We start from the raw sequence: 15,769 nt of genomic DNA, 5'->3' as shown, positions 1-15,769 counted from the left end.
AAGCCAGTTCCTATAGCTACAACCCAAACATCAGGCGTTAGCATGAGAAGTGTGCTTGCTGCTAACTTGTGGTGTTAGTTATAACAAAACATATTCTAATAAGACCATAATTGAAATACTAAGAATAAAGCCAAATGTAGAAAGAAGATGTAAAAAAGCGAGAAACTTATCAATTGGCCTTGCATGTTTGGCGACAAACCTACCATCAAATAGTGGTGTAGGCTTACGAGCTCTTTTTAAAAAAATAGCAAGTGCATAAAATGGAGCGCTTGCTCCAAGCCCTTTATCCCAACTAGGTGGGGAAGCCCCATTTTCTAGCATCCTATTATTAATATGCCTTACTGATATTCTCGGGAATATAACAGTCATTATCATCATTAGGAAAAAGAAGAAAATGGTGCAGTATAGAATTGAGTTGAGTATCAACATTAAAACAAATCTTTCATCAAAGGCTGCCTATCATATATGTTTTCTGTTAGCTTTTTGCTTTTTGTATTAACCGCTAGGCTCATTAAAAAACCAGCACCTAACCCAACCCCTAAAGCAACCACCCATCCATATGGGGTTAACATTAGAAATGAAGATAGGGCCGTGGTGACTGATGATGCTGTTATGATACCTGCAAATGTTGAAGCCCCAAAACTAGCTAACTCTGTAGATAAACTTCGCTGCCAGTCCTTATTGTTTTTATAGTCGTTGTAAACTTTGTTCGCTCTAAATGCACCATCAAGTAAAATCATGCCATTGCCAAGCCAGCGTCCGGTATTTTCAATCCGCTTAATTTTATTGAATTCAGCGGTGCTATTTATATCGAGCTTGGCAGAATGCCTTGCTGATTTAGCTATATTGATTCCCCGATTCGGATTAGACCAAACCGTGCCACGACGGCTTGCACGGTTTACACTCATAAAACGTTGCAATTCTGCACGAAACTGACCGTTCAACTCTTTGAATATACTGAATGCTTTTTGTTCTAATGCAACCATATGATACTTGGGCATTCCTGATTTATGAGCCATACGAATATCTCTTAAAGCGGCTTCATATTTGTTGGCATAGGTAGCGAACTTTGAGCTACGAGCCTGAATTGATGTTGCTCCAGACCCAACTATTCCATGTGTATTTTCAGACAAAAATGGCATAACTTGGTTTTGAAAATCAGAGATTGCCATAAGCGTTTCACTGCCAAAATCGCGAAGCATATATGCAATGTTTCTGCGGGATTGCGCAGGCAATAAATCGAATTGACGAACTATACTTTGCTGTTCATTTGTAGGCGGAGTGTAAGAGTCAGAGTATTCTCTTCGCCATATATATGGCGTGCCTGAAGTAATAACTTGATTTTTTATATGGTTATTGTCTTTGGTAAAGCTGTCTTCTTTATCTTCTTTACATTTCACAAATTCAGCGGTTACTGAATCAATACAAATTCTAATTTCTAAAGCCATAAGTAGTATCCATACTAACTAATCATCCTTATTTAGAGGTTATCTTCATCACTGTAATGAGTCAATGAAGAATAAATAAAATGGGTACATGTTATGTGGCAAATGATTTTTGCTAATAGTTAATGATTCTCTCGTTCACTTATCTTTGTGCGTGACGTTTTGAACCACTGAGGGCACCGAGGCGCTTTGCGCTGCACAGAGAGACAAATACTCACAAGACACTTCACTTTAAAGAAGTACACTTTAATACCTCCTTGTCTTCCTCTGTGTTCTCTATGTCCTCTATGGTTAGAGAAGATCTAATATGTCTATGAAAACATACGTAAAGTAAATACGATAAACCCTCATTGTTTTCTCATTAACTTCTCATTGTGCATAAGAATATTTGAACCACAGAGCACATAGAGGCGCTTCGCGCTTCACAGAGAAAAACAGATACTTACAAAGAGGATAAGAGACGCTGCGCTTCAGAGAAGTAAGTTTTTATACCTCATTATTTTCTCGTTCACTTCTCTCTGTGAAGAAAGAACCTACAGTAAATAAATGCCTGTTTGACGCTATGTAAAACGGCAGCAACATATTTTCTCTATAGTTTTATACTTTTGACTCAACAACATTGCACAATTGATAATTTACTAGCACTATTGAGTTATTAAGACTTCATTCAGAGGTGCTAAATGCACAAAGAGCAAACTCAATGTCAGCCAACAGGTTGTAAACATTGCGAAGACCATTTAGCACTTGGTTTTGATTTTACAATGGCTTTTCAGCCAATCGTTGATTGCACCGATAAACATATTTTTGGCTACGAAGCATTAGTTAGAGGCCTTAATAATGAGTCGGCTTATTCGGTCATTTCGCAAGTAACCGACGAGAATCGCTACACATTCGATCAACTTTGCCGTATTAAAGCTATTTCACTTGCTGCCCAGCTGAAAATTGATTCAATCGTGAGCATTAATATTTTACCTAATGCAATTTATAAACCTGAGCGTTGTATAAAAACGACACTTGAAGCTGCTAAGCAATATGATTTTCCGGTAGAACAAATTATGTTCGAGTTTACCGAGGTTGAAAAAGTTGAAGATACTACACATATCAAACGTGTAGTTGATTATTACCAATCTTTGGGGTTTATTACTGCGACCGATGACTTTGGGTCAGGTCATTCTGGATTAAATTTGTTGGCTGATTTTCAGAGCAATATAATTAAACTCGATATGAGTTTAATTAGAGATATACACCTTCACAAAGCAAGACAAATTATTGTTAACCATTGTATAGCCATGTTTGAAGAGCTCAATATTGTTGCTCTTGCAGAAGGCGTTGAAACAGTTGAAGAATACCAGTGGTTGCGCCAAGCTGGTGTTAGCTTAATGCAAGGCTATTTTTTCGCCCACCCTGGGTTTGAGAGCTTGCCAGACGTTGACTTTAGTAAGTTGGGTTAAGTGGTTATAACGAGAATCGAATTTAGACAAGGCAAGAGCTGTCAACCTTCAAACGCGCGAAACAAGTTTCACGCCTACGTGTAGCAGCGGATTTATCCCGCGTCATCATCTAGGTTTTAGGTGCTAGGTTCTAGGCGCTAGGACGCGATGTAAAGTCGCTGGTTTCTCATAACTTTACTCTTTTTCGTTGAATTCTTGCTAACCTAAACCATTCCCGGCTAAAGCCAGTCCTACGAATTCCATGTTTGAACTTGCTAACTTCTTTTAGTATTTAGTCGTATTTATATTATAAATTTTTATTTAGGATGCTAGGCTGAATATTCTTTAAGCATGTTAAGAAAGGATAATGATGTTTTTACGCATACTGTTAGTCTCAGCACTTGTTTTATGCTCTTCTGCTAACTTAATCGCAAAAGAACAGCCTCTTAGTTTTGATGCTGAATTAAGCAATTATCAATACGACTTACCCGTTCAATTTTTTAATTTTTCATCACAAAATACGCCATTAAAAATGGCTTATTCTTACCTTAAACCAAGCAATAACATGCCAACCGTTATACTGATGCATGGTAAAAACTTTAATGGCCATTATTGGACCAATACTGCCAACTACCTTAATAGCAAAGGCTATGGCGTATTGATACCGGATCAAATTGGTTTTGGTAAATCGTCAAAGCCTGCTGATTATCAATTTTCGTTTGCTGTATTAGCCAATAACACTCATCAATTAGTATCATCTTTGCATATTGAAAACCCTATTGTACTTGGCCATTCAATGGGCGGCATGCTGGCAAGTCGTTACAGCCTGATGTTTTCTAGCCAAGTTAGTAAACTTATTTTGCTAAACCCAATTGGTTTAGAGAACTATTTAAATTATGCGCAATACAAAGACACCGATTTTTTCTATAAAAATGAATTGGCTAAAACACCTGATAAGGTTATTGCTTACCAGAAGAAAAACTATTATGACGGTAAATGGAATGACACTTACGAGCAATTAACCCACTTTATCGGTGGTCAAATTCAAGGCCCTGATCACAAGCAGGTCGCATGGGTTAATGCTAAAACCTACGATATGATTTTTACACAACCTGTAATAACTGAGTTTGCTCAGTTAAGCATGCCAGTGTCATTAATTATAGGCACACGCGATAGGACTGGCCCTGGCCGTAATTGGAAAAAAGCAAATATTGACTATGAGCTTGGCCGTTACGATAAGTTAGGCAAAGCCGCGGCAAGTATGATCTCAAAATCGCAATTAATTGAATTAGATGATATTGGCCACTTACCTCACATCGAGGATTTTGACCGCTTCAAAGGCGCATTAGACAAAGCTTTATCATTTTAATGTTGCTCGCGCGAAACAAGTTTCGCGCCTACGTGTAGCAGCGGGTTTATCCCGCGTCATTAGTCAGGGTTCTAGGCTCTAGGACGCGATGTGAAATCGCTGCTACAGACTCGCATCTTTTAACTTCCCTTTCCCCTTATCGCTTTTATCTAGCAACTTTATCCACTTTTAGTACCGTTTTTGTGAAAAATAACGACTTATTCATTGATGTAATTACAATTTATATGTAACTTGTGTCGCCCATTTCGCTACGCACTACTATAATATTAAGCGAAATCAACATTTTCATACTAAATACTAGGGATACACAATGAAAAAACTTCCTATTGCATTGGCTCTATGTGCTGCTTTTGTGTCTGCAAACACAATGGCAGAGGTTCGCATAAACGGCTTTGCTTCTATTGTTGGCGGTAAAGCCCTTGACGACGACGCAACGCTTTACGGCTACGATGACGATATTTCATTTAAAAACGAAAGTATGTTTGCATTGCAGCTTTCTGCAGACTTACAAGAAAAGCTAAGCGCTACGGCACAAATTGTGGCGCGTGGTAGTGATGATTTTGATGCTGAGTTCGAATGGGCTTATCTAACTTATGAGTTCAGCGATGAGCTTCAAGTAAGTGCTGGTAAAATGCGTGTACCTTTTTACCGTTATTCAGACTTCTTAGACGTTGGTTACACTTACCGCTGGGTTCGTCCACCGCAATCTGTTTATAACCTTCCGTTTTCAACGTATGAAGGTCTTAGCCTGTTACACAACACACAATTAGGTGATTGGGATTCAACCGTTCAAGTTATTTACGGTAGCTTCGATGGCAACATTGCTGTGGTATCGGTTAATGGCGATACAGAGCTTAATGATATTGCTGGTATCAATTGGACAATGAGCTATGACTGGTTTAGCGCTCGTGCTGCATACTTTGTTGCAGATACAACAATTGATATTGAAAACGACACCGATGCAGGTGTTGCACTTAATGGCCTTGAGCAGACTCTTAGAGCAGCCGGTTTTGTTGATCAAGCCGATGATATTGCTGTAAACGAAGATGATGGCTCTTTCTTCGCTGTGGGCTTTTCAATTGATTACAACGACATTCTATTTGATGCTGAATACACTGAGTTTGAAGTAGAAAACAGTGCTCTTGCTAAACAAACTCAATACTACACGTCAATTGGTTACCGTATGGATGAGTGGATTGTGCACTTAACTTACGAAAATAATGACGACAAACACGATAGCAACCGCTACAACGCGCTACCTGCAGTACCAGCTTTAAATGCGGGTATTAATCAAGTGCTTGAGGGCGTGAAAGCAAAAAGCAACGTGTATACCATTGGTACGCGTTATGACTTCCACCCATCTGCTGCTTTAAAAGTAGATTTCAGCCGCTTTAAAGATGACATTTCAGATACAGAAACCGACGTTGTTGCTGTTGCTGTTGATTTAGTTTTTTAATTGGAGTTCATAATGAAAAAATTGTTAATCGCGACAGCACTAACACTATGCTCGCACGCTGTACTTGCTGACGTTGCAGTCATTGTGAACCCAGCAAATAGCAGTGCTATTGACGAAGGTATGATCAAAAAGATTTACCTTGGTAAGGCAAAGTCGTTTGATGATGGCACAAAAGTAAACCCAGTAAACCAAGATGGCACCAGCGTAAGCGATGAGTTTAACGATAAGGTGGTTGGTAAATCGAGCAGCCAGCTAAATGCTTATTGGTCAAAACTGGTATTTACAGGTAAAGGTACTCCACCTGAGAAACTAGCTAATGATCAAGCTGTGATTGACTTTGTTGCAGGTAATGCAGATGGTATCGGTTATATCGATGCAGCAAAAGTAACTGATAAAGTTAAAGTGGTTGGTACTTTTTAAGTTCTACTACGGTTAATAAAAAACCAGGCGATGCCTGGTTTTTTTTGCGCTAAAATTACTCGACTTTAAATTTAGCTGTGGCGTCGAGTAACGAATCAGAGAGGTAATGAAGGTTCTTCGCTACATCACGTACTGCCGATAATGAATCCATTGTTTCTTCAAACGACATATGCATATTCGTCACATTATCAACTACCATACTAGCAACAGATGTTTGCTCTTCGGTAGCTGCGGCTATTTGCGAATTCATACCGTTAATTTCTAATATCTGTTCAGAGATTTTATCAATCGATTGCCCTGTATTTTCAGCGGCCTCTGCATTATTTGTAGCCATATCTCGGGCTGAGTTCATTGCATTTACTGCATGACTTGCTGCTGTGGTTAATGTAGAAAGCAGCTCTCTGATTTCATTCGTCGACTGCGATGTTCTTGAAGCAAGCTCACGCACTTCGTCAGCTACAACCGCAAAGCCTCGGCCTTGTTCACCTGCACGTGCAGCTTCAATCGCAGCATTTAACGCGAGTAAGTTAGTTTGTTCTGCAATCGAGGTAATAACGTTTAAAATTTGCGTCACATTCTTGGTGTCAGTGGCGAGTTGATTAATAGTTGATGCTGCTTGATTTATCTCTTCACTTAGTGTTTTTGATTCTGTCACAGAACGCTGTATTTGCGTTCGACTTTGCTCAACTTCTCGCTCGGCTGTTTGCGCAGCTTGTGATGCATTTGCTGCTGAATGAGAAATATCAGCGACACTCTGGCGCATTTCTTCCATTGATTGCTTAACTATTTCAGCATCTGATGTTTGTTTAGTTGTGGCACGCTCGGCACGCTCCATGCCTTGTACAAGTCGTGTTGAGTTCTCCATTAATGGCTCACAAACCGCTATAACCTCAAGTACCGCAGCTTTTAACAGCTGTATAAACGCGTTGAAGTTAATCGAGACTTGACCGATTTCATCTTTAGCGTGTACTTCTAGTTGTGTGCTTAGAGAGCCTTTGCCGTCTGCTAATAGGCGTAAGTTATCTGCCGCTGCGCTGGCCGATGAACCGATTCCACGGGCAATCCAAATTGAGGTAACAACCAATAAAATAAGTGATACTACAGACACTACAAGCATTAAATTTAGTGCGTTGTCTGAACGCGCTTTGGTTGCTTGTACAAGTTCAAAAAAGCGATCATCTGCGCGGGTTTGTGCTCGTTTAAAGCCAGCTAGAACGGCCTCATACTGCTGCGTTTTTTGCTGTGCTTGTTGCTGAATTTTACTAAAGTCAGCGGTGCCGTCGATCATTGAAGTTGCTATGCTTGACGAGGTTTGTGCATAAAGCTCTAATTGTTTTTTGGTATCGGCATGCACGTAGCTGTCGTTGATACTGATGATATTTTGTAGATTTTCATTAATCGTTTTATACGTTTGCGCTGCACTATCAACTAAATCTGACTCACCAAATGTTACCGCTTGAGTGTATAATTCATCTAGTTTTTCGAGTAGCGCAACGTTTGCTGAAGTGAGTTTAACGACCTGATATGATGACTTTTCCAGCTCGTCGAGCGAGATCTTGTTGTCATTCATGGCTATAAAATTGGTTACTACTATGATCACGAATGCCGTAATGGCAATACATGTTATGGCGTGTATTTTTTTTGTGATGCTCAAGTTATTGAAAGAAATACCTGCAGACATTGAATCCACCTTTGCTGTCATATTACTTAGTATTATCGCCCGATTTCCCTAAAGTATTAACTATATTTATATATTTTCAGGTTTTTTTCGTAATTCGTTCAGTTTGTGGAAGTCTTGTAGGAGATGTATGGACTCCTCCCCCAAACAGGGTGAGTACGGTATAAAGAGATTGGACAATTACTTTTACCAATAAGGAATCCATACATGTCAAAATTTAACCTAATTAGCATCGACTTGGCAAAAAATGTTTTTCAAGTCGGTAAGTTTTTTCATCAAAAACTTCAAAGTAATAAAGCGGTGGGCAGAAAAGAGCTACTGACCATACTCACTACGTCACCTCGCTGTAAAGTTGTTATGGAATCATGTGGTGGTGCTCATTATTGGGCACGCAAAGCACGTAGTGTTGGTCATGAAGTCGTGATTCTAGATCCTCGATTTGTCAAAGCATTTAGAGTTGGCCAGAAAACAGATGCAAATGATGTCATTGCAATAGCTGCCGCTTCTTTCTCACCTAATGTTCGCCCGTGTAAATCACTGACACAAGCACAATAAAGCTTACAGTCGATAGAGCGAATGCGTGCGTTAGCTGAAAAGCAGAAACGACAGCTGGCTAATCAAATCAGAGGCTTGTTACTTGAATTTGGGATTGTAATCAAGCAATCAGAATGCGCGTTTAGGCAAGCTATTCCTGAGATTCTAGAGGATAGCGATAATGGGTTAACCGCTGGTTTAAGGCAGTGTCTAGCTCAGTGCTATGAATTATTTAAAGCGCAATCAACATTAAAAGAAACATTAAATGAGTTACTGACAGGTTTAGTAAAACAAGATGAGCAATGTGAACGTTTACTGGCACTTGAGGGTGTCGGGCCTATCACAGCGGTTGGTTTATTAATAAGCTTAAGTGACACAACCCATTTTACGAGCGGACGCAATGCGGCAGCCAATGTTGGTGTCACCCCTCGCCAACACTCAAGTGGTGGAAAAGTACGAATAGGTCATATAGCCAAATACCGTGGCGAGATAACATTACGCAGCCACTTGTTTCTGGGAGCCAGAGCGGTCATCAGTCAGCTAAAGCATCGAGAAGCAAAAACGAAAAAAGAACAATGGCTCAAAGCATTAGTTGAAAGACGGGGTGTGAAGTGTGCCGCCATTGCATTAGCAAATAAAACAGTTAGGACGGCGTATGCCATGCTGAAAAAGGGCACGAGTTATGAACCCAGTTTATTAGCCAATTAATATTTAGCCTTCAATAACAGAAACAACAGTATTGACCAAGAACCTGCGTTAAGCGGTTAGACCCACCCTTGATAGCCTGTAAAGTGCCTGGGTGTTAAAACACCGAGTAGGAGAAGAGGCACAAGGGCGCGAATACATCAAAGGGCCGAGGTAGCTCCTCATTATGAGCCCGCATATAAGCACGCAGTCTGACAAAATTAACGAAGGGTATTGTGCAATAGGAGGAGTCCATATAAGGTACTTCAGTGCCGAACCAAAAATAATGAGCTTTCAACCTTCAGCTCTCAGACGCGCGAAACAAGTTTCACGCCTACGAATGAAACATGGGCGCTAGGACGCGATGTGAAATCGCTGCTACCTCACATCTCGTTACTCGCACCTTTCCCCTCGTAACTTGAAACTCGCTAACTTAGTCATTTCCCGGCTTAAGCCAGTCCTACGGGGAAATATTAGGTTTTAGGACGCGATGTAAAATCACAACTTTCATTTCTTTTTAATAGCGTTATTAGGGGCTGAACTGTATAATCCGCGGCCTATTATTTACCCTATTGCTTGTTTATTTTCGCAGTTGCTGCGCCCATAACCCTGTCAGTATTTTTCTAGGAATAATTCGTTGATTTCAACCGCTAATATCACCATGCAGTTTGGTGCAGAGCCTCTGTTTGAGAACATTTCAGCTAAGTTTGGTAACGGTAACCGCTATGGTTTAATTGGCGCGAATGGCTGCGGCAAATCGACCTTTATGAAAATTCTAAGTGGTGCGCTTGTGCCAACGTCTGGCAATGTGTCGATTGCACCGGGTTTAAAGCTAGGTACGCTAAGCCAAGACCAGTTTGCATTTGAGCAATACACTGTGGTTGATGCGGTGATCATGGGTGATGCAGAACTTTGGAAAGTAAAACAAGAGCGCGACCGTATCTATTCACTACCAGAAATGAGTGAAGAAGACGGTATGAAAGTCGCTGAACTTGAAAGCATTTTTGCCGAAATGGATGGCTACACAGCAGAAAGTCGTGCAGAAGAAATTTTGATCCAAGCGGGTATTGAGCAAGAGTTTCATTACGGCTTAATGGCAAACGTCGCGCCAGGTTGGAAACTACGTGTGCTTTTAGCACAAGCGCTGTTTGCAAACCCAGATATTTTGCTACTTGATGAGCCAACCAATAACCTTGATATTCATACCATTACTTGGCTAGCTAACGAGCTTAACCAGCGTAAGTGTACGATGATTATTATCTCGCACGACCGTCACTTCTTAAACTCGGTATGTACACATATGGCCGATATAGATTACGGTGAGCTACGAATTTACCCTGGTAACTACGAAAAGTGGATTGAAGCTTCAAGCTTGCAACGCGAACAACTACTTGCTGAAAACGCAAAGAAGAGCGCTGAAATAGACGAGCTACAAGAGTTCGTAAATCGCTTTGGTGCCAATGCATCAAAAGCAAAATTAGCCAGCTCTCGTGCTAAGCGCATGGATAAAATTAAGCTTGATGAAGTAAAAGCATCAAGCCGTATTAGCCCATCACTTCGTTTTGACGAAGGCAAAAAGATGTATCGCCAAGCATTAGAGCTTACTAAGCTAGGTCATGGTTTTGAGGGTGAAACCCTGTTCAGCGGTGGTGACTTATTACTAGAAGCCGGCGCTAAGCTTGCGGTTATTGGTGAAAACGGTGTTGGTAAAACCACCCTATTACGTTGCCTAGTGAATGAATTACAAAGTAACGAAGGTGTGGTTAAGTGGTCTGAAAATGCCAGCATTGGTTATTGCCCGCAAGACAGCAGTAAAGACTTTGATAACGACTTAACTTTATTTGATTGGATGTCGCAGTGGCGCACCGCGAAGCACAACGATTTAATGGTTCGTGCTATGTTAGGCCGTTTATTATTCACCGCAGACGACGCTAACAAAAAAGCACGTAACTGCTCGGGTGGTGAAAAGAACCGCCTATTGTTTGGTAAGTTAATGATGCAAGACATCAACGTGCTCATTATGGACGAGCCAACCAACCACATGGATATGGAAGCCATTGAAGCACTCAATAACGCATTAAAAGATTACCAAGGCACGCTGATTTTTGTGAGCCACGACCGTGAGTTTGTATCGTCATTAGCGACTCGCATCATCGATATTAAAGATCAACAGCTTATCGATTTTCAGGGCACGTTTGACGAATATATGGATCATGTCGCGCAACAAGCGCAATAACCCCCTCTTCAAATAGGTGAGCAAGTTTGCTCACCCTTTTTGTTTACGTTCAGTTACATATTACCTTTGACTGACTTACCTTATTTGGGTAATTTGCATTTCTTTTACACAGAAAACAACATTTTAAAGGATGTAAATGAATAAGCTACTTAGCGTATCGGCATTGACTCTGGCTCTAACAGCCTGTGGTGGCGGGTCATCAACAGACAAAAAGCCAGATGCAGAAACGACAAAAAATACCGCCCCTACTCTATCTGGATCACTCACACTCTCTACCAAAGCACTTGAATCAGCCAGCTTAGTTGTTGATATTAAAGATGAGCAAAACGACAGTGTGACAACCACGATTATTGATAAGCCACAGTGGCTAAGTGTCACGACCAGCAGCAATCAAGTGACTTTTAATGCTGAGCCGAGCCTATTTGAAGTAGCTAACCATTCTTTTACTGTAGAAGTGTCTGACGGTAAGGCAAGTAATCAATACGCTTTAACCGTAAATGTCGCTGAAAACCGTGCAGCATGGCAACCTATTGAGCTTAGCAATAACGAAGTGATAGGTAACTGGCAATCAAGCGATGGCAGTGTACAGTTGGTATTTGCTAGCGAAGATGCAGGTGTAATCGCTCAAAATGGTGAGTTAAGTCGTTTTGAATGGTCGAACCCTGATGTCATTGCGTTAAATACCCAAGCGATTGATTGCTTGCATGAGTGTAATCAACAAGCCTTACTTGAAATGGAAGTGTTGGCTAAGCGCGATGATGCTATTCGTGTTGAGCTATTTAATGTTTCAACCGATAAAGGCGAAGTTGTCACCCTTTATAAATCAAATGCAGAGTTTAGCTCTGAGTACTACGCTGATGTGGATCAAAGCTCGTTCCACTCTGTTAATTATTTAAGTACAACGGGCGAGGAAAGTTACTTTGAAGTATCGCTAGCAAGCTATATTCCAACGGCTTCAGGAAGCACTACGTCGTATACTTATGCTGACTTTTCGGCAACGTTAGAGGGTAAAGTATTAAAAATTAACAGTGATACATTAGTTACGACTCAAAACACAAAGCAATTGAGTAACCTTGGTCATGAAGTAGATGTCGCATTTGATCTTAATCTAATTGATGCAGAAGTTATTGCTCAGTTTGATGACTTTTTAGTGCTAAAACTACGTCATGTTTTAACTTATAAAGATGAAAGTGCACAGAATATTATTAATGAATCAACCGAACTGGCTGAAGCTCTGCTAGAAAAAACATCGATTAGCGCACTTCGAAAACTTACCCCTGTTACAGTTCCTGAGCTGACAGTAGGTAAATCATATACTGGTCGTTTCAATAATAAAAATTCAGATACGGGCGAAGGTTTAACGTTCCGTTATGTACCCACATTTTTTACAATCACTGCAGCCGACACAGCAACGGTCACATTCAATACACCTAAAAGTACTGACTCATTTAAATGGCATTACAACTTAGACAATAACGGCGAAACCGTTAAAGTAATGGGTAATGGCCTAGAAACGAGCTTACAATTTTTCACTCAGCCTGATGGCAAAATGATCATGGCACGCGAGCGTAATAAAGAGCAGCGCCAAGCTCGCTTAGGGTATGAGTTCATAGAAGTAGTTGATGATTCAAGCATCACACTCGATGACTATAAGCATCTATTTAGCTACTTACGTCAAAATTATACCAGCAGTAGCCAGAAAATATACTGGTATATAAATGATGATGGTAAAGGCAGCTTCTATTATGCTGACCAATATGGCCTTGAAAATAGAGCTGACTTTACACCAAGTAGCTATTGGCAATTAGAAGCTGACAACAGCATTAGCTTTGCAATGATGTCGCAGTGCCCAAATGCAGTTGATTACGCTAGCTGTAAAGATGAAGTATTAGCAAATCAAGAAGTTGCCTATTCATCATTATTTAATTTCAAAATTCTTGCTAAAGACGGTAATAAATACCTTTTTGACCGCCTGTTTTGGCAAAGTACGTATGCTTACAGCGAAAGAGAATTAAAAGAGAGTATTTTTCAAAATAGCTATTGGTTTGGGATTGAGAAATAAAGTAGCTTACAGCGGTGCGCGAAACAAGTTTCACGCCTACTTTGTAGAAGCGGGTTTATCCCGCGTCATAGGCGAGTTCTAAGCGCTAGGACGCGATGTGAAATCGCTGCTACTTGTTCGGCGTTAAAACGCCACCTACATCTCGTCACTTTCCCCTTGTAACTCGCTAACTTCTCTAAATAAAAAAGGCCACACAGTTAAACTGTGTGGCCTTTGTACTTAACGGAATTTTAAATTAAATGTCGAAGCGGTCGGCGTTCATTACTTTCACCCATGCGTCGACAAAGTCTTTTACAAAACGTTCATTGTTGTCGTCTTGTGCGTAAAACTCTGCATAAGAGCGAAGGATTGAGTTTGAACCAAACACTAAATCAACACGTGTTGCTGTCCATTTAGTTGCACCTGTGCTGCGCTCAACAATATCATAAAGACCCTTACTTGTTGGCTTCCATGTGTAAGCCATATCGGTTAGGTTTACGAAAAAGTCGGTGCTAAGTGTGCCTACATTATCTGTAAACACGCCATGCTTAGAGCCGCCGTGGTTAGTGCCAAGTACACGCATACCACCAACAAGAGCGGTCATTTCTGGTGCTGTTAAGCCCATTAATTGCGTACGCTCTAACATTAGCTCTTCTGCTGATACCGCGTAATCTTTCTTCAACCAGTTACGGAAACCATCATGAATTGGCTCAAGTACGTCGAACGAGTCTGCATCTGTCATCTCGTCTGTGGCATCACCACGACCCGGCGCAAATGGCACGGTGATGTCAACGCCCGCTGCTTTTGCTGCTTGTTCAACCGCTGCTGACCCACCAAGTACAATTAAATCGGCGAGGCTTACTGGTTTGCTTAAACCCGCTTTCACTGATTCCAGTGCGCTTAATACTTTAGCTAAACGCTCTGGCTCGTTTCCTTGCCAATCTTTTTGCGGTGCTAAACGAATACGAGCACCGTTTGCACCACCGCGATGGTCTGAGCCACGGTAAGTACGCGCACTATCCCATGCTGTTGCGATTAAATCTGCTTGGCTTACACCACAGTTAAGTAGCTTGGTTTTAAGTTCGCTAATTTCGCTGTCAGATAATGTGTAATCAACCGCAGGGATCGGATCTTGCCAGATCAGATCTTCGCTTGGTACATCGGCACCCAAATAACGTGATTTAGGGCCTAAGTCACGGTGCGTCAGTTTGAACCATGCGCGTGCAAACACATCACTAAAATATTCAAAATCATCGTTAAATCGCTCAATAATTTTACGATAGGTTGGGTCCATCTTCATCGCCATATCGGCGTCGGTCATGATGGGGTTTAAACGAATTGATGGATCTTCAACATCAACTGGTTTGTCTTCTTCTTTAATATCGATTGGTTCCCACTGCCACGCACCTGCAGGGCTCTTCTTAAGTTCCCATTCGTAGTTAAGCAATAAGTAGCAATAACCGTTATCCCACTTAGTTGGATGAGTAGTCCACGCGCCTTCGATGCCCGAGGTCATGGTATCGCGGCCAATACCGCGTGAGTTGTGGTTGTTCCAACCAAGACCTTGTTCAAACACATCCGCGGCTTCTGGCTCAGGGCCAACGTTTTCTTCGCTACCATTACCATGGGTTTTACCCACGGTATGACCACCAACTGTAAGTGCGGCAGTTTCTTCGTCATCCATTGCCATACGGGCAAAAGTTTCGCGAACTTGTTCTGCTGTTTTAAGTGGATCAGGGTTACCATTCACCCCTTCTGGGTTTACGTAAATTAAGCCCATTTGTACCGCTGCTAATGGGTTTTCCATGGTATCTGGTTTTTCAACATTCGAGTAACGCTCGTCACTTGGTGCTAGCCATTCTTTTTCAGCGCCCCAGTAAACGTCTTTTTCAGGATGCCAGATATCTTCACGGCCTCCCGCGAAACCAAAGGTTTTTAAACCCATTGACTCATAAGCCATATTACCGGCTAGGATCATTAAATCGGCCCAAGAAAGCTTGTTACCGTATTTCTTTTTAATTGGCCAAAGTAAACGACGTGCTTTGTCTAAGTTTGCGTTGTCTGGCCATGAATTTAATGGTGCAAAGCGTTGGTTACCTGTACCGCCGCCACCGCGTCCATCCTCTAAACGGTATGAACCCGCTGAGTGCCACGCCATACGGATCATTAAACCACCGTAATGGCCCCAATCAGCTGGCCACCATTCTTGGCTTTCAGTCATTAAGCTTTTTAAGTCGGTTTTAACGGCTTCAAGATCAAGAGATTTGAATGCTTTAGCGTAATTAAAATCTTTGCCGTAAGGGTTCGTTTTGCTGTCGTGTTGGTGAAGAATGTCGAAATTGAGTGCGTTTGGCCACCAGTCAGTATTTGATTGAGCGGTGACAGTGTTACTACCATGCATTACTGGGCACTGGCCCGTTTTTCCATTACTCATTGCTTGCTCCTCATAAGCTTAAAATACGACGAAAGCTAGTTT

Annotated in this window: 12 protein-coding genes; 8 read left to right on the top strand and 4 right to left on the bottom strand. The window is 41.3% G+C overall.

The features are described from left to right. Positions 1 to 78: 78 nt before the first annotated feature. Both AOG27_RS12850 and AOG27_RS12845 read right to left on the bottom strand, forming a co-directional pair. A complete protein-coding gene (locus AOG27_RS12850; RefSeq protein ID WP_138618980.1) occupies positions 79 to 369 on the bottom strand; it encodes a hypothetical protein in 291 nt (96 codons plus the stop codon). 59 nt (positions 370 to 428) lie between these two features. Then, on the bottom strand, positions 429 to 1,448 hold the full coding sequence (locus AOG27_RS12845) for a hypothetical protein (protein ID WP_054553416.1): 1,020 nt from the start codon (positions 1,446 to 1,448) through the stop codon (positions 429 to 431). 677 nt (positions 1,449 to 2,125) lie between these two features. On the opposite strand from AOG27_RS12845, the gene AOG27_RS12840 reads away from it, so the two are divergent. The 4 genes from AOG27_RS12840 (at position 2,126) to AOG27_RS12825 (ending at position 6,120) form a co-directional block, all read left to right on the top strand. Continuing rightward, positions 2,126 to 2,896, top strand: a complete 771-nt coding sequence (locus tag AOG27_RS12840) for an EAL domain-containing protein (protein ID WP_054553415.1) — start codon at positions 2,126 to 2,128, stop codon at positions 2,894 to 2,896. 346 nt (positions 2,897 to 3,242) lie between these two features. Next, positions 3,243 to 4,244: an alpha/beta fold hydrolase gene (locus tag AOG27_RS12835; protein WP_054553414.1), complete on the top strand. Its 1,002-nt coding sequence runs from the start codon at positions 3,243 to 3,245 to the stop codon at positions 4,242 to 4,244. Between the two features lie 310 nt (positions 4,245 to 4,554). Continuing rightward, on the top strand, positions 4,555 to 5,700 hold the full coding sequence (locus AOG27_RS12830) for a porin (protein WP_054553413.1): 1,146 nt from the start codon (positions 4,555 to 4,557) through the stop codon (positions 5,698 to 5,700). Between the two features lie 12 nt (positions 5,701 to 5,712). Continuing rightward, positions 5,713 to 6,120 carry a hypothetical protein gene (locus AOG27_RS12825; protein ID WP_054553412.1) on the top strand — a complete coding sequence of 136 codons (408 nt, stop codon included), beginning with the start codon at positions 5,713 to 5,715 and terminating at the stop codon, positions 6,118 to 6,120. A gap of 55 nt (positions 6,121 to 6,175) precedes the next feature. Here the strand turns inward: AOG27_RS12825 and AOG27_RS12820 are convergent, their stop codons facing one another. After that, on the bottom strand, positions 6,176 to 7,801 hold the full coding sequence (locus AOG27_RS12820) for a methyl-accepting chemotaxis protein (protein ID WP_054553411.1): 1,626 nt from the start codon (positions 7,799 to 7,801) through the stop codon (positions 6,176 to 6,178). A 204-nt stretch (positions 7,802 to 8,005) separates the two neighbouring features. Between AOG27_RS12820 and AOG27_RS21600 the strand changes: the two genes are divergently transcribed. From AOG27_RS21600 to AOG27_RS12805, 4 genes are all read left to right on the top strand, one after another. Then, the gene (locus tag AOG27_RS21600; RefSeq protein ID WP_200909096.1) at positions 8,006 to 8,353 is read left to right on the top strand and encodes a transposase; all 348 of its coding nucleotides are present in this window, start codon (positions 8,006 to 8,008) and stop codon (positions 8,351 to 8,353) included. 12 nt (positions 8,354 to 8,365) lie between these two features. Then, positions 8,366 to 9,040 (top strand): IS110 family transposase, encoded by a 675-nt coding sequence (locus AOG27_RS21595; RefSeq protein ID WP_268795046.1) that lies wholly within the window; start codon positions 8,366 to 8,368, stop codon positions 9,038 to 9,040. A gap of 613 nt (positions 9,041 to 9,653) precedes the next feature. Further along, positions 9,654 to 11,252 (top strand): ABC-F family ATPase, encoded by a 1,599-nt coding sequence (locus AOG27_RS12810; protein WP_082389270.1) that lies wholly within the window; start codon positions 9,654 to 9,656, stop codon positions 11,250 to 11,252. 136 nt (positions 11,253 to 11,388) lie between these two features. Beyond that, complete coding sequence (locus AOG27_RS12805; RefSeq protein WP_054553410.1) at positions 11,389 to 13,314, top strand: hypothetical protein; 1,926 nt, start codon at positions 11,389 to 11,391, stop codon at positions 13,312 to 13,314. Between the two features lie 235 nt (positions 13,315 to 13,549). Here AOG27_RS12805 and katG read toward each other — a convergent pair whose 3' ends face one another. Next, positions 13,550 to 15,727, bottom strand: a complete 2,178-nt coding sequence (gene katG / locus AOG27_RS12800; RefSeq protein WP_054553409.1) for a catalase/peroxidase HPI — start codon at positions 15,725 to 15,727, stop codon at positions 13,550 to 13,552. Between the last annotated feature and the right edge of the window lie 42 nt (positions 15,728 to 15,769).

It is taken from the genome of Pseudoalteromonas lipolytica, from assembly GCF_001306915.1.
Lineage (GTDB): Bacteria > Pseudomonadota > Gammaproteobacteria > Enterobacterales > Alteromonadaceae > Pseudoalteromonas > Pseudoalteromonas simplex.
This window is presented reverse-complemented; position numbering and strand designations above follow the sequence as displayed.

Bases quoted from the DNA above. Each gene is read 5' to 3' on its own strand.
- AOG27_RS12850 (WP_138618980.1), bottom strand. From the start codon at position 369: ATGACTGTTATATTCCCGAGAATATCAGTAAGGCATATTAATAATAGG.
- AOG27_RS12845 (WP_054553416.1), bottom strand. From the start codon at position 1,448: ATGGCTTTAGAAATTAGAATTTGTATTGATTCAGTAACCGCTGAATTT.
- AOG27_RS12840 (WP_054553415.1), top strand. From the start codon at position 2,126: ATGCACAAAGAGCAAACTCAATGTCAGCCAACAGGTTGTAAACATTGC.
- AOG27_RS12835 (WP_054553414.1), top strand. From the start codon at position 3,243: ATGATGTTTTTACGCATACTGTTAGTCTCAGCACTTGTTTTATGCTCT.
- AOG27_RS12830 (WP_054553413.1), top strand. From the start codon at position 4,555: ATGAAAAAACTTCCTATTGCATTGGCTCTATGTGCTGCTTTTGTGTCT.
- AOG27_RS12825 (WP_054553412.1), top strand. From the start codon at position 5,713: ATGAAAAAATTGTTAATCGCGACAGCACTAACACTATGCTCGCACGCT.
- AOG27_RS12820 (WP_054553411.1), bottom strand. From the start codon at position 7,801: ATGTCTGCAGGTATTTCTTTCAATAACTTGAGCATCACAAAAAAAATA.
- AOG27_RS21600 (WP_200909096.1), top strand. From the start codon at position 8,006: ATGTCAAAATTTAACCTAATTAGCATCGACTTGGCAAAAAATGTTTTT.
- AOG27_RS12805 (WP_054553410.1), top strand. From the start codon at position 11,389: ATGAATAAGCTACTTAGCGTATCGGCATTGACTCTGGCTCTAACAGCC.
- katG (WP_054553409.1), bottom strand. From the start codon at position 15,727: ATGAGTAATGGAAAAACGGGCCAGTGCCCAGTAATGCATGGTAGTAAC.